Genomic DNA, 13,895 nt, shown 5'->3' with positions numbered 1-13,895 from the left:
GCAAACCCTAATTAATTTCTAAAAAATCTTGCAATTTTTGTAGATAAGTAGGGGCATCTTCTAACATGGGAAAGTGAGCGGTATTAGCCATCTCCACATACTGGATATTATTATTCAAATCCGCCGCCATTTTGCCCATTTTGGCAGGGATAATAATATCTTTTTCCCCTGATACTAAAAGAGTTGGTACCTTAATCTCTGCAAATTTACCAGGCATAATTTCCACTGCCTTTTCACTCACAGATGTATAAATTGTGCCTAGGGCGGCCTCGTAATCTGCCGCTAAAAAATCTTCTAAAAAAGCAATTCTTTCTGATTTTGGGATCGATCGATGCAAAAATCTCGCCATAAATAATTGATCGGCAAAAGGGACTTTTAAAAACCAATCATAACGAAACTGTACCACATACTTACCGAATTTATGAAAGGCAGCAAAAGCCGCTTTATTATACTCAAAAATGCCATTACAGGTTAAAACTGCTTTGACCACTCTTTCGGGGTACATAGTAATAAAAAAAGTCGCCACCGATGCCCCCATAGAGTGACTATTTAGATAGATTTTTTCAATTTCCAAACTATCTAAAAACAATGCTAAATCAAGGGCATATTCTTCTAAATCGTAGGAAAGATCGGGGGATTTTTCCGGCAATTTAGACCGACCAAAACCGCGCATATCGTACAATAAACAATCAAAGCGATCGCAAATTGCCGCAGCCGTCGATCGCCAATAGCGTCCCGATCCTCCCCAACCATGAATAAACACCATGACTGGCTTTTTCTGGGCAGATTCCGACTGTCGAATCCACTCGTAATAGTGGGGAACACCGCGGACAGTGACTGTTTTATCGATTATTTGAGTTTTCATGATAGATGTCGTCTTCCAGATTATCCCAAATCTTAGCCAGTGCAGTTTCGCTGACTTTTTGCCAGAAATCCGAGTTTGTCTCCTCCGGGATGAGGGTGACTAAAACCCTAGTACCCTCTGGAATCGGCACGGATTCGAGGAGTTCGATCCGGCCTTCTTTGATGATCGCAGGAACGGTGTTCAGCATGGTTAACCTCGATTTTTCCCCTTAAGCGGATTCTTGACTAGGTAGAGAGGAAGGATGAACCAATAGCTCTGCCGTGGAACGTTTTTCCACCATTTCGCGGGTGATTAAACAGCGTTTCACGTCCTTGCGCGAGGGCAATTCGTACATGACATCGAGCATTAATTCCTCGACAATACCCCGTAGGGCCCGGGCCCCAGTTTTGCGACGATAGGCCTCTTGGGCGATCGCTAGGACGGCATCAGATTTAAACTCTAACTGTACATTGTCCATCTTCAACAGTTTTTGATACTGTTTCACCAAAGCGTTGCGGGGTTGCGTCAGGATAGCGATTAAAGCTTCCTCATCCAGGGGTGAAAGCGCCGCTAGGACGGGAATCCGACCGACAAACTCTGGAATCATGCCAAATTTGACTAAATCATCGGGAGTCATTTGTTTTAATAACCCTGCCGCTACCTTATCCTTACTAGCTTGGCCATCTCCCGGTTGAATAAAGCCCATGGATTTTTTACCGAGACGCTGATCGATCACCTTATCTAAACCGACAAACGCCCCACCGCAGATAAACAGGATATTGCTGGTGTCAATCTGAATACAATCCTGATAGGGGTGTTTGCGGCCGCCTTGGGGGGGAACATTGGCGATCGTTCCCTCTAACATTTTCAGTAAAGCTTGCTGTACCCCTTCTCCGGACACATCCCGGGTAATCGAGGTATTTTCGCTCTTGCGGGCAATTTTATCGATTTCATCGATGTAGATAATGCCCCGCTGCGCTTCTTCCACGTCTAAATCTGCCACTTGCAACAGACGCAAGAGAATATTTTCCACATCTTCCCCCACATAACCGGCCTCGGTTAAAGTGGTGGCATCGGCGACGGCAAAAGGTACATCGAGGATTTTAGCAAGAGTTTGAGCTAGAAGGGTTTTTCCCGATCCCGTCGGCCCGATTAACAGAATATTGGATTTTTGCAGTTCGATGCTATCTTCTGGACTACCGCCACCGGCTTTTTGGGTTTGGATATCTTTGAGGCGTTTGTAATGGTTATAAACGGCCACAGAAAGCACTTTTTTCGCCTCATTTTGACCGATAACGTAGTCATCGAGGTATTTTTTAATCTCTCTTGGTTTGGGAATTTGTTCCCAAGTGGTTTTGTTTTGGCCCGATCGCCGTTTGTTGGGACGTTCCTCCACTGGGGCGACCGGACTGGGCGGTTCCATCAATTCCTCATCGAGAATTTCGTTACACAGTTCCACACACTCGTCACAAATATAGACCCCCGGCCCGGCGATTAATTTTCGCACTTGTTCCTGGGATTTGCCGCAAAATGAACACTTGAGGTGGGAGTCGTATTTAGACATAGTTTATTATTTACAGGGAAGTAACGGGAACGGTAGGATCGGGCAGTTCGGGACGGGAAATCACCTGATCGATTAACCCATATTCTTTAGCTTCGACGGCGGACATGAAAAAGTCCCGTTCGGTGTCGTTGGCGATGCGATCGTAGGGTTGACCGGTGTGATGAGCCAGCATGGTATTGAGTCTCTGTTTAATATAGAGGATCTCTTTGGCTTGGATGGCGATATCACTAGCTTGACCTTGGGCGCCGCCGAGGGGTTGGTGAATCATGATCCGGCTACTGGGTAGGGACATCCGTTTACCTGCCGCGCCACCACAAAGCAGGAATGCTCCCATACTAGCGGCTAAACCGAAACAAATTGTCGCCACGTCGGGGCGAATTTGTTGCATGGTGTCGTAGATAGCTAGTCCGGCATAAACGGAACCACCGGGGGAGTTGATATAAAGTTGGATATCCTTTTCGGGATCTTCTGCCTCCAAGTAGAGGAGTTGGGCGACGATCGAATCAGCGACCTGATCATCGACGGGGGTTCCCAGAAAGACAATTCTCTCGCGCAGGAGTCGAGAATAGATATCAAAAGCCCGTTCACCCATGCCAGACTGTTCGATTACCACGGGTAAAACGTTAGCTAGGGAGTTTCTCCCCGTGTTGGCGTAGATAGCAGGGCGACAATTACTGGTAATTGGGTAGTCAGGTGATCTCGATTCGAGCATAATTTTTTCGGTTCCGCTATCACAATCTTAGGGGTTTTGCTTGGCTGTGGAGCTTTTACTGGCAAATGTTAAGCATCTTTAGCACTTCTGTCCATCTATTATGCCCTAAGTTTCCCCCGGTTGGCAGCAATCAGTTATCAGTTATCAGTGATCAGTTATCAGTGATCAGTTATCAGTTATCAGTGATCAGTTATCAGTTATCAGCCATCAGTGAACAGGGATATCGGGAGAAAAAAGCTGATGGCTGACGGCTGACGGCTAAAAGGCTGACGACTTCAAGATAGCCAAGGGTTATTCTTCCTCAGCCTCGGCTGCCAACACTTCCACTTCGGTGAATGCGAAGGTTTCTTCTGTTTCCTCCTCCTCGCTTGCTTCCTCCTCTAGGGAACCTTTGGGGACGAGGGTGATAGTAGCTTTTCCTTTCAGCCATTCCAGGGTGTTTTCCGCCAGGATTTCTTCGGTGATCACCTGTTCCAGACGCTGCCTATCTATGTCGCGATCGGACAATTGGGCCATGATTTTAGCGATTTTTTCCGTTACCGCTTCGGGACTGACTTCAATGCCCGCGACTTTAGCCAATTCCTGCACCACGAGAGTCTGTTTCAGACTTTCGAGCGCATCGGGACGAGCGCTTTCCCGCATTTTGGGAATATTATCTTTTGTAAACAACTGGTTGACATCTAGCCCCATTTGTTGGAACTGCATGAAGCTTTGGGTCAAAATATGCGTCACTTCCTTTTCGATCAGCGTCTCCGGTAAATCTAAAGTCGCACCCTTGACTAATTCCTGAGTTAAAGCATCATAAATGCTGTCTTTGGTTTCCTTCTCCGCTTGTTCTTGGAAGCGTTTCTCTAAACTTGCTCTTAATTCGGCGATTGTTTCCTGATCGCTGACTTCTTGGGCAAAATCGTCGTCAAGCTCTGGTAATTCCTTCGCTTTTAACTCTTTCATCGTAATGGTAAAGATTACCGCTTTTGCTGCCACATCTTCTTTGGGATAATCTTCCGGGAAAGTTAAAGTCATCTCTTTGACTTCTTCCGGTTTCATGCCGACAATTCCTTCTACCATCCCCTCGATAAAGCGTCCTGGTTCCATATCCACCCGCAGATCTTCGCCGTCAATATCCGGGATATCTTCGCCAGTTTCGGCGGATTTTCCTCGATAATCAACGATCGCCACATCTCCCAGCTGCGCCCCGCGATCTTCCACGGGAACCAATGTCGCTAACTGTTCTTGACGCTCTTTAAACCAATTTTCCACGGATTCGGGATCATAAACGGTTTCTTCGGCAGTAACGCTCAGATTTTCGTAATCTCCGAGAATAATTGTCGGGGCCACATCCACGGAAACTGAAAAAGTCAAAGCTTTACCCGGTTCATAGGCAGCGATCAAATCCTCAAACTGAGACAATAGCTGCGGAGTACCCAGGGACTCGATCCCCTCCTGTTTTAGGGCAGATTCGAGACAATTTTCGATTAATTCCTCAATTACCGCCGCTTTTACAGCTTTAGAACCCAATCTTTGCAGAAGAATCTGACGGGGAACCTTGCCGGGGCGAAAACCGGGTATATTGGCCGACTTCGCTAAATTATTTACCACTTTCTCGTGGGTGTTTTTCGTGGTTTCGGCGGGAATTTCAATTTCTAAACCTATCTGACTGGCAGGAAGCTTTTCCTGAATAACTTTCATTGATTTTTCTAGCTCTTACGACAAGGAACGTTTATAATAGGGTGAGCGGTGTTCGCGCCTGCGGTGGATCCGTCCCGCTCATGATATTCTAGGGGAATAGCTGCAGTTGTTCCCCAAGCTGTCACAATCTTTTTATTTTAGCGGTCAATGGGGTATATTTAATTTATTCCGTCCTCGGGGCGGTCAGGCCCAATCAGAAATTTTTGGCGATCAAAAGCCGATCAAGCCAAGTTTTAGAATAACTCGGTGGACAAAAAAGATTTTTTACTTTAACGATTTCTTCGGATCATTATCATCACCCAACTCGTCAGGAGGTCACACAATTTGAGTCAAAAAGTACGGGTCGCTATTTTAGGGGCCACCGGGGCCGTGGGAACGGAATTACTAGAGTTATTAGCTAGTCGTCAATTTCCTCTCGCTAGTCTAAAATTACTCGCTTCCGAGCGTTCTGCTGGAAAAACCCTCGATTTTCAGGGCGAAAGTCTCCTAATCGAAGCGGTAAACGAGCGCTCTTTTCAGGACGTGGATATCGTTCTTGCTTCTGCGGGGGGGTCCACCTCGAAAGCTTGGGCGAAAACTATTGTCGAGTCGGGTGCGACGATTATCGATAACTCCAGCGCTTTTCGCATGAATCCCGAAGTGCCTCTAGTTGTCCCGGAAATCAATCCCGACAGTGTGGACAATCACCGGGGCATTATCGCTAATCCCAACTGTACGACAATTCTTTTAGGAGTGGCGATCTGGCCTCTCCACCAAGTACAGGCGATCGAGCGAGTAGTAGTTTCTACTTATCAGTCCGCCAGTGGTGCTGGAGCGCGGGCCATGGAGGAAGTGAAAGAGCAAGCACAAGCAATTCTTGAGCATCGGCTACCTCCCACTAATTCCTTCCCCTATCCCCTCGCTTTTAATCTTTTTCCCCACAATACCCCGATTAATGGTCAGGGGTACTGCGAGGAAGAAATGAAAATGGTCAACGAAACCCGCAAGATTTTTGCTTGTCCAGGACTGCGGGTTAGCGCCACCTGTGTACGGGTTCCCGTCCTGCGGGCCCATTCGGAATCGGTTAACCTAGAATTTAGTCGGCCTTTTTCTGTGGTGAAGGCCAGAGAAATTCTTGAGTCTGCTCCTGGGGTAAAATTAGTGGAAGATTGGGACGCTAATTATTTTCCCATGCCAATTGATGCTACCGGTCGCGATGAAGTATTAGTGGGACGCATTCGTCAAGATATCTCCCATCCTAACGGTCTAGAATTGTGGCTATGCGGCGATCAAATTCGCAAGGGTGCGGCTTTAAATGCTGTACAAATTGCGGAACTTTTAGTCAAGAAAAATCTCGTCGGTTCCAGATTAGCAACAGTTTGATAATCAAGCTATCAGCCATCAGCTAGATCAAGACGATGATAATTAGAAAAATAGCTAATTAACCGGATAAGTAAAGTCTGAAAGCTGATTGCTTATCGCTCAAAAAATGATAACAAAGACCGAACCTAAAACCTAATTGGTTAAGCGAAAAGCTTAGACGTACTTAGTTTGTAATCTTCTTTTTAGGTAAGCGGATTGCCAGATTCTTTCTTTTGCCTCTTACCTTCAGAAGCTGATAACTGATAACTGATAACTGATAACTGATAACTGATCAATGAGTGAAACAACCTATTTTGGACGAGTAATTACGGCGATGGTGACTCCCTTCACCGTCGAGGGTCAAGTTAATTATGCCCTGGTGGAAAAATTGGCCGATTATCTAGTTACTCACGGTAGCGATGGTATAGTGGTCTGTGGGACGACGGGAGAATCACCCACCCTAAGTTGGCAGGAAGAATACGAACTATTTAGTATTGTCAAAAAAGCGGTTAATGGTCGGGGAAAAGTGATCGCGGGGACGGGTTCTAATTCCACTTCCGAAGCGATCGAAGCGACCCAACAGGCTGCTAAACTGGGTTTAGATGGTTCTTTACAAGTGGTTCCCTACTACAATAAACCACCCCAAGAGGGTTTATACGAGCATTTTCTGACCATTGCCAAAGCTTGTCCCGATCTGCCGGTGATGCTTTATAATATCCCTGGTCGAACGGGTCAAAATATGACCCCGGAAACGATTATTAAACTGGCAGCAGTTGATAATATTGTGGCGGTAAAAGAAGCTAGTGGTAATTTAGAACAAACCTGTAAGATTTACTGTCATACCCCTGAAAATTTCGCTATTTATTCCGGCGATGATTTTCTCACCTTACCCCTGATGACCTGTGGTGCGGTGGGGGTGGTCAGTGTTGCTAGTCATCTAGTGGGAGAAGAAATCCAAGGGATGATTCAAGCTTTATTAACCGGAGATGCGGCCAAAGCGATCGAGATTAACTTGAAATTATTTCCCCTGTTTAAAGGTTTATTCTGTGCCACTAATCCAATTCCAATTAAAGCGGCCTTAAATCTAGTCGGTTGGGAGGTGGGGGGATTGCGATCTCCTTTATGTTCCTTAAGTCCCGAACTAGAAGAAGGATTAGCAAAAATTATGCAAGAATTGGCTTTAATCTAGAAAAATACTAGAAAATTTGGCTAACTAAACTAGGATTTTTTCGAGAAAGTAGGTTATAATATTAATAGCTTAACTAGAAGAAAAGAAATATAGTTTAGAACGGCGAGAAAGTATTGATATAAGTGAATTTAGCTAGGTGTTATTCCCCTAGTCATACTCATTCTGACTATTCATTTTTTGAGATTTCCTGTCTAGAAAACCAACCTGAAAAATCACCATAACTTACCATCAAAGGATACCTAATGAGTCAAGATAAAACCCAAGCAAAACTAAAGATCATTCCCCTAGGAGGATTACACGAAATCGGCAAAAACACCTGTGTTTTTGAGTACGATGATGAGATTATTCTCCTCGATGCTGGTTTAGCTTTTCCCTCCGATGATATGCACGGGGTGAATGTAGTGCTTCCCGATATGACTTATCTAAGGGAAAATCGCCATAAAATTAAGGGTATGATCGTCACCCACGGTCACGAAGATCATATCGGTGGCATTCCCTACCATCTCAAACAATTTGATGTACCAATTATCTACGGTCCGCGTCTAGCGATGTCTTTATTGCGGGATAAATTGGAAGAAGCAGGATTAGCAAATCGTACCAAATTAGAAACCGTAGTTCCTCGGCAAATGGTGCGTTTAGGTAAATCTTTCACGGTGGAATATATCCGCAATACCCACTCGATCGCCGATAGTTTTTGTGTAGCAATTCACACTCCTTTAGGGGTAATTATTCACACGGGAGATTTTAAAATTGACCATACTCCCGTGGATGGCGAATTTTTTGATCTACAAAAAATTGCCGAACATGGCGAGAAAGGGGTGCTATGTTTATTGAGTGATTCCACTAACGCGGAAGTACCCGGTTATACTCCTTCAGAAGCTTCCGTTTATCCCGGTTTAGAGCGGGTTTTTAACCAAGCAACGGGACGGATTATGATCACTACCTTTGCCTCCTCGGTGCATCGGATTAATCTGGTGTTGAAATTGGCCCAGAAATTTAACCGGAAAGTGGTGGTAGTGGGTCGATCGATGTTAAATGTCATCGCTCATGCGCGTAATTTGGGGTATATAAAATGTCCCGACGATCTATTTGAACCCTTAAAAGCGACCCGCAATTTAGCCGATGAAAAAATCGTTATTTTAACCACAGGCTCCCAGGGGGAAACTTTAGCGGCCATGACGCGGATTTCTAAGGGTGAACATCCTCATATTCGCGTGCGTCAGGGAGATACGATTGTCTTTTCCGCTAATCCGATTCCGGGTAATACCATCGCCGTGGTCAATACAATTGATCGCCTGATGATGCAGGGTGCTAACGTAGTTTACGGACGCGATAAGGGAATTCACGTTTCCGGCCATGGTTCCCAAGAAGACCATAAATTGATGCTATCTTTGACCCGGCCGAAGTTTTTTGTGCCAGTGCATGGAGAACACCGAATGCTGGTCAAACACGCTCAGATGGCCCAAAGTATGGGTATTCCCGCCGAAAATATGGTAATTGTCAAAAATGGTGACACGATCGAGTTAACTGGCGATCGCATTAGCCTCGGTGCACCAGTGCCTTCGGGAATCGAGTTAGTTGATCAAGCGGGTGTGGTTCACGAACACATTATGCAGGAAAGACAACAATTAGCCGAAGATGGTGTGATTACGATCGCGGCCTTCCTTAACGGGGAGGGACAATTAAGCGCACCTCCAGAGATTAATTTGCGCGGTGTGGTGACAAAAGTGGAAATCCCGCTGCTGAATCAGTTAATTATTCGGGCGATCGAACGCTGTTTAAGCGATCGCAGTGGTGAATTTAAAACCGCCACGGGGTCCCCGGATTGGGCCGGTTTGCGGGCCGAAATCGAGACGACTTTGCAACGTTTAATCAAACGGGAGTTACAGAGTCAACCTCTAGTGATTTTCCTCTTGCAAGCGGCGGCAACGGAACCAGCGAACAATCGTACTTATCGCCGCCGTCGTCCCGCAGCTACCATGGCCTCCTAATATCAGTAATCAGTGAGCAGTAATCAGTAATCAGTGATCAGTAATCAGTGAAAAGATGGCAAGAAACTGCTATTTAATACTGGTCACTTAACACATACTGCTCACTTAAAACTCAAATCTGATAACTGTTAACTTACCCACTGATAACTGATAACTGATAACTGATAACTGACCATGTTCCATGCTGCCGATTTGCGATCGCTGCTGACCGCCGTTGCCAGGGGAGAAATTAACCCGGAGACAGCCTTAGATAAACTTAAACATCTGGCCTTTGAACCGGTGGAAGACTTCGCTAAGATTGACCATCATCGTCAATTAAGAACGGGATTTCCGGAGGTTATCTGGGGGCCGGGTAAAACTACGGCTCAAATCGCCCAAATTATCCATGTTTTGCGTCAAAATAGTCCCGTGGTTATGGCCACTCGCATTGAAGCAGAGATAGCGGCCCAGCTACAGGAACAGGTAACGGACTTAGTTTATTATCCCTTGGCTCGCATCTGTGCCATTGCCGCAGCCGCTCCAGAAAATCCCCCAAAAGGGATAATTTCCATCCTAACGGCGGGAACTGCCGATATTCCCGTAGCGGAGGAGGCGGCGGTTACTGCTCAATTATGCGGTTTTTCCGTGCAGCGTCTTTGGGATGTGGGGGTAGCGGGAATTCATCGCCTCTTGAATCATCGCCATCTACTGGATGCCGCCGATGTGTTAATTGTTGTTGCGGGAATGGAAGGAGCCTTACCAAGTGTGGTAGCGGGATTAGTCGATCGCCCAGTGATCGCCGTTCCCACCAGTATCGGTTACGGAACCAGTTTCGGCGGTATTGCTCCTTTGTTAACTATGCTCAATTCCTGCGCGGTCGGTGTGGGTGTGGTTAATATAGATAATGGTTTTGGGGCTGCCATGTTAGCCGGCCAAATTTTACGCACGGCGGCCAGACTAGCCTAGGGTTGGCTGAATAAATCTGAAAACCTTGTTGGGTAAAACTTTTAGACCTTTTGGAAATCAAAAAGTACCGGATATGGGAGTGATCGGGGGGAAAATTCTGGGACTTTTTCCCTGAAAATTAGGTAATTGACCTTGGCGGTTCGACAAGCGGTTCGGCTGATCTCACCGTCGAAGCCTTACCGTCCACTCGACTGAGCGTTCGACTGAGCGTTCGACAAAAGCTCACGCCGAAGTCTTCGCCGAACGTCCTGAAAATCGGTAAAACCCTACACCCCACACCCCACACCCCACACCCTGCCCCCACGAGAAACTTTTTCAGCAGACCCTAGCCTAGATTTTCCCTCATCTCAGGCTGAAAATCCTATACAGTTGGTATAGGGATAAACTACTTTGAAAAAGAAGCCGATATGCACCTAAGTGAAATTACTCATCCCAACCAGTTACATGGTTTATCACTCCGTCAATTAGAAGATATTGCCCGTCAGATTCGCGAAAAACACCTCCAGACGATCGCCGCTACCGGTGGACATTTGGGACCGGGGTTAGGAGTCGTAGAACTAACGATCGCCCTTTACCAAACCCTCGATCTCGATCGAGATAAAGTCCTTTGGGACGTGGGACACCAAGCTTATCCGCACAAACTCCTCACCGGTCGCTATAACGATTTTCACACCCTGCGCCAAAAAAACGGCGTTGCGGGCTATCTAAAACGTTGCGAGAGCAAATTTGACCATTTTGGTGCTGGACACGCCTCTACGAGCATTTCTGCGGGGTTAGGAATGGCTTTAGCCCGGGATGCCAAGGGGGAAGATTTCAAGGTAGTATCGATCATCGGGGACGGCGCTTTAACCGGGGGTATGGCCCTAGAAGCGATTAACCATGCTGGACATTTACCGAACACCAACATCATGGTTATCCTCAACGATAACGAGATGTCCATTTCCCCCAACGTCGGGGCAATTTCCCGCTATCTCAATAAAGTTCGTCTGAGCGAACCCGTCCAGTTTATCGCCGATAATCTCGAAGAACAATTTAAAAATCTACCCTTCTTCGGTGACTCCCTCACTCCGGAAATGGAACGAGTCAAAGAAGGAATGAAACGGTTAGCAGTTCCCAAAGTTGGCGCAGTCATCGAAGAATTGGGCTTTAAATATTTTGGCCCGATTGATGGTCATAATATTCCCGAATTAATCGCCACTTTTAAACAGGCCCATAAGGTCCACGGACCGGTTTTCGTCCACGTTGCCACCGTGAAAGGCAAAGGCTACGAATGGGCCGAAAAAGATCAAGTGGGTTATCATGCCCAAAATCCCTTTAATTTAGCCACGGGTAAACCGATTCCCTCCAGTAAACCGAAACCCCCCGCTTATTCTAAAGTTTTCGGGCATACTCTCACTAAATTAGCGGAAAATGACCCGCGCATTATCGGTATCACCGCCGCCATGGCTACTGGGACGGGATTAGACAAATTTCAGGCAAAACTACCGAAACAGTACATCGATGTGGGAATTGCCGAACAACACGCTGTTACTCTCGCTGGTGGTCTTGCTTGCGAAGGAATGCGCCCGGTTGTCACTATTTACTCTACTTTCCTGCAGCGGGCTTTTGATCAGATTATTCATGATATCTGCATTCAAAATCTACCGGTTTTCTTCTGCATGGACCGGGCCGGTATTGTCGGGGCCGATGGACCGACTCACCAAGGGATGTACGATATCGCCTACCTGCGTTGTATCCCCAATATGACCATTATGGCCCCCAAAGATGAGGCGGAACTGCAAAGAATGGTCGTAACGGGGATTAATCATACCAGCGGCCCCATTGCCATGCGTTACCCCCGGGGCAACGGTTTAGGGGTTCCCCTGATGGAAGAGGGTTGGGAAGCTTTACCCATCGGTAAGGGCGAAATTCTCCGCAGTGGCGATGATATTCTCCTGTTAGGATACGGCACTATGGTCAACACTTCCCTACAGGTGGCCGAAATCCTCAGCGAACACGGCATCGAAGCCACAGTGGTTAATGCTCGTTTTGTCAAGCCCCTTGATACAGAACTTATCTTTCCCCTTGCCCAACGTCTTGGTAAAGTGGTGACTTTAGAAGAAGGTTGTTTGATGGGTGGTTTTGGTTCTGCGGTTTTGGAAGCTTTACAGGATGCTAATATTCTAGTTCCGGTCAAGCGTTTCGGGGTTCCCGATAAATTAGTCGACCACGCAACACCAGAGGAATCCTTCGCTGATTTGGGTTTAACCAGTCCCCAGATTGCCCAACAGGTTTTAGCGGCATTTTTTAGCCAAAAACAAACCGCTAACGTTGGTTAAAATCTCAAGATTAGCTTGGCCAGTTTTCCCGAAAAATTAGGGAAGACTGGTTTTTTTTGGTCTAGATAGTCAATGAAGACTGCCGGCAATAAATAGTGAGGGGAACGAACCACAGAGACACAAAGGACACAAAGATCGATCACTACTATAGAAGTTAAATTTATCACACAAAGAATAGGAGAGTCCAGTAGCTTTAAGAGCATCAGCCATGAGTTGGTCATCAATGACAGTGTTAGTTCTCGTAGTATCCCTAGTTGTGTATAGTAGATTAAACCTCTTGCATAATTAATTTTTGAGGGTTCAAAAATGAGAAAAAAGGTTAAATTTTGTCAAGAAATTGCTTAAAGTTTTGTAAAGCCACTTGACTTAAAGACAGAATTGTGTACAATCGTTCATCGGTAATTTTACCCGGAGTGCTGTGTATGGTTTCATCAGTTCATCTTATGGCTTCTGGCTGGGATTTAGCAGTTTTTGTTTTAAAGCTAACCTTTGAGCAAGAGCAGAATAGGAGGATATGTCAACCATGTTAAGCACTGATCTAGAGATAAGACTAGCAGCTTTAGAAGCTGAAGTAGCACTGCTTAAGCGTTTGCTACCTACTGTCAGCGAAACTCCCTGGTGGGAAAAAATTGTCGGCACTTTTGCTGACGATCCGGTTTACGAAGAGGCAATGCAGTTTGGTCAAGAGTACCGTCAGTCCCTAAAACCGTTAGCCGAGGAAGCATCCGAATCCTGAAATGTATCTCCTTGACACCGATGACCCTTACTTTTAATCCAGAAAAATACAAAGAATTACTAGCTCGCCATTTACCTAAAGTTATTAAAACAGAGGCAGAAAATGAAAAAGCTTTGGCTATTGTGGAAGAATTAATGCACCGTCAGCAGCGAACTCCCGAAGAAGATGAACTTTATGAGCTTCTAATTTTTTTAATTGGGAATTTTGAAAAAAGCTTTTATCTACAGGAATCAACCACACCTCATTCTATGTTATTGTTTTTGATGGAACAGCAAAGCGTTAATAAGAAAGACATAGCCAGAATCCTTGGCTCTGACAAAATTGCTTCTAGTTTAATTGAAGGAAAAGGGTCAATTACCCAAGAACAGGCGAAATTATTAGGACATTTCTTTAATGTAGATTATAGTTTGTTGATGTAGATGCGATACCCTCTAGCTTGTCGGTTGGGTTGAGCGCTTTAATACTTAGGAAAAAACTGCTCGATTCAATAATTTGAGCCAAAACCCAATATTTTTAAAGACATCGGTGCAGTTTCCCGCAAGTGTCGCTCATTTTTGATAGACAAA

Annotated in this window: 13 protein-coding genes; 7 read left to right on the top strand and 6 right to left on the bottom strand. The window is 45.8% G+C overall.

Going from position 1 to position 13,895, the window contains the following annotated elements; genetic code table 11:
• Positions 1 to 7: 7 nt before the first annotated feature.
• The 5 genes from myaer_RS08595 to tig form a co-directional block, all read right to left on the bottom strand.
• Positions 8 to 865, bottom strand: coding sequence for an alpha/beta fold hydrolase (locus myaer_RS08595; RefSeq protein ID WP_046661802.1), 858 nt, complete (start codon positions 863 to 865; stop codon positions 8 to 10).
• Positions 843 to 1,052 carry a hypothetical protein gene (locus myaer_RS08590; RefSeq protein WP_004160464.1) on the bottom strand — a complete coding sequence of 70 codons (210 nt, stop codon included), beginning with the start codon at positions 1,050 to 1,052 and terminating at the stop codon, positions 843 to 845. Before myaer_RS08590 ends, myaer_RS08595 begins: the two co-directional genes overlap by 23 nt.
• Positions 1,053 to 1,073: 21 nt before the next feature.
• Entirely contained in the window at positions 1,074 to 2,408 is a 1,335-nt protein-coding gene (clpX, locus tag myaer_RS08585; protein ID WP_046661801.1) for an ATP-dependent protease ATP-binding subunit ClpX, read from the bottom strand.
• A gap of 10 nt (positions 2,409 to 2,418) precedes the next feature.
• Positions 2,419 to 3,120 carry an ATP-dependent Clp endopeptidase proteolytic subunit ClpP gene (gene clpP / locus myaer_RS08580; protein ID WP_002797385.1) on the bottom strand — a complete coding sequence of 234 codons (702 nt, stop codon included), beginning with the start codon at positions 3,118 to 3,120 and terminating at the stop codon, positions 2,419 to 2,421.
• A 291-nt stretch (positions 3,121 to 3,411) separates the two neighbouring features.
• Complete coding sequence (gene tig, locus myaer_RS08570) at positions 3,412 to 4,809, bottom strand: trigger factor (protein ID WP_046661798.1); 1,398 nt, start codon at positions 4,807 to 4,809, stop codon at positions 3,412 to 3,414.
• A 324-nt stretch (positions 4,810 to 5,133) separates the two neighbouring features.
• On the opposite strand from tig, the gene myaer_RS08565 reads away from it, so the two are divergent.
• The 5 genes from myaer_RS08565 to dxs all read left to right on the top strand — a co-directional run bounded on the left by myaer_RS08565 (position 5,134) and on the right by dxs (position 12,593).
• The gene (locus myaer_RS08565; protein WP_046661796.1) at positions 5,134 to 6,171 is read left to right on the top strand and encodes an aspartate-semialdehyde dehydrogenase; all 1,038 of its coding nucleotides are present in this window, start codon (positions 5,134 to 5,136) and stop codon (positions 6,169 to 6,171) included.
• Positions 6,172 to 6,445: 274 nt separating this feature from the next.
• Positions 6,446 to 7,339 (top strand): 4-hydroxy-tetrahydrodipicolinate synthase, encoded by an 894-nt coding sequence (gene dapA / locus myaer_RS08560; protein WP_002803691.1) that lies wholly within the window; start codon positions 6,446 to 6,448, stop codon positions 7,337 to 7,339.
• Positions 7,340 to 7,581: 242 nt separating this feature from the next.
• Positions 7,582 to 9,330 (top strand): ribonuclease J, encoded by a 1,749-nt coding sequence (locus myaer_RS08555; protein ID WP_046661794.1) that lies wholly within the window; start codon positions 7,582 to 7,584, stop codon positions 9,328 to 9,330.
• Positions 9,331 to 9,504: 174 nt separating this feature from the next.
• Positions 9,505 to 10,275 (top strand): nickel pincer cofactor biosynthesis protein LarB, encoded by a 771-nt coding sequence (larB, locus tag myaer_RS08550; protein WP_046661793.1) that lies wholly within the window; start codon positions 9,505 to 9,507, stop codon positions 10,273 to 10,275.
• Between the two features lie 407 nt (positions 10,276 to 10,682).
• The gene (gene dxs / locus myaer_RS08545; RefSeq protein ID WP_002803695.1) at positions 10,683 to 12,593 is read left to right on the top strand and encodes a 1-deoxy-D-xylulose-5-phosphate synthase; all 1,911 of its coding nucleotides are present in this window, start codon (positions 10,683 to 10,685) and stop codon (positions 12,591 to 12,593) included.
• 69 nt (positions 12,594 to 12,662) lie between these two features.
• On the opposite strand, the gene myaer_RS22460 is transcribed toward dxs, so the two are convergent.
• On the bottom strand, positions 12,663 to 12,803 hold the full coding sequence (locus myaer_RS22460) for a DUF2191 domain-containing protein (RefSeq protein WP_071846437.1): 141 nt from the start codon (positions 12,801 to 12,803) through the stop codon (positions 12,663 to 12,665).
• 313 nt (positions 12,804 to 13,116) lie between these two features.
• Between myaer_RS22460 and myaer_RS08535 the strand changes: the two genes are divergently transcribed.
• Positions 13,117 to 13,329 carry a hypothetical protein gene (locus tag myaer_RS08535; protein ID WP_046661792.1) on the top strand — a complete coding sequence of 71 codons (213 nt, stop codon included), beginning with the start codon at positions 13,117 to 13,119 and terminating at the stop codon, positions 13,327 to 13,329.
• A gap of 20 nt (positions 13,330 to 13,349) precedes the next feature.
• Positions 13,350 to 13,748 carry a helix-turn-helix domain-containing protein gene (locus myaer_RS08530; RefSeq protein ID WP_002777883.1) on the top strand — a complete coding sequence of 133 codons (399 nt, stop codon included), beginning with the start codon at positions 13,350 to 13,352 and terminating at the stop codon, positions 13,746 to 13,748.
• Positions 13,749 to 13,895 lie beyond the last annotated feature (147 nt).

Source organism: Microcystis aeruginosa NIES-2549 (assembly GCF_000981785.2).
Classification (GTDB): domain Bacteria; phylum Cyanobacteriota; class Cyanobacteriia; order Cyanobacteriales; family Microcystaceae; genus Microcystis; species Microcystis aeruginosa_C.
The sequence above is the reverse complement of the archived record's forward strand: the minus strand, read 5'-3'. Positions and strand labels throughout refer to the sequence as shown.

Excerpts from the sequence above, each read along its gene's own strand:
- myaer_RS08535 (WP_046661792.1), top strand. The coding sequence starts at position 13,117 with ATGTTAAGCACTGATCTAGAGATAAGACTAGCAGCTTTAGAAGCTGAA.
- myaer_RS08590 (WP_004160464.1), bottom strand. The coding sequence starts at position 1,052 with ATGCTGAACACCGTTCCTGCGATCATCAAAGAAGGCCGGATCGAACTC.
- clpP (WP_002797385.1), bottom strand. The coding sequence starts at position 3,120 with ATGCTCGAATCGAGATCACCTGACTACCCAATTACCAGTAATTGTCGC.
- myaer_RS08595 (WP_046661802.1), bottom strand. The coding sequence starts at position 865 with ATGAAAACTCAAATAATCGATAAAACAGTCACTGTCCGCGGTGTTCCC.
- larB (WP_046661793.1), top strand. The coding sequence starts at position 9,505 with ATGTTCCATGCTGCCGATTTGCGATCGCTGCTGACCGCCGTTGCCAGG.
- myaer_RS22460 (WP_071846437.1), bottom strand. The coding sequence starts at position 12,803 with ATGGCTGATGCTCTTAAAGCTACTGGACTCTCCTATTCTTTGTGTGAT.
- myaer_RS08530 (WP_002777883.1), top strand. The coding sequence starts at position 13,350 with ATGACCCTTACTTTTAATCCAGAAAAATACAAAGAATTACTAGCTCGC.
- clpX (WP_046661801.1), bottom strand. The coding sequence starts at position 2,408 with ATGTCTAAATACGACTCCCACCTCAAGTGTTCATTTTGCGGCAAATCC.
- tig (WP_046661798.1), bottom strand. The coding sequence starts at position 4,809 with ATGAAAGTTATTCAGGAAAAGCTTCCTGCCAGTCAGATAGGTTTAGAA.
- dapA (WP_002803691.1), top strand. The coding sequence starts at position 6,446 with ATGAGTGAAACAACCTATTTTGGACGAGTAATTACGGCGATGGTGACT.
- dxs (WP_002803695.1), top strand. The coding sequence starts at position 10,683 with ATGCACCTAAGTGAAATTACTCATCCCAACCAGTTACATGGTTTATCA.
- myaer_RS08555 (WP_046661794.1), top strand. The coding sequence starts at position 7,582 with ATGAGTCAAGATAAAACCCAAGCAAAACTAAAGATCATTCCCCTAGGA.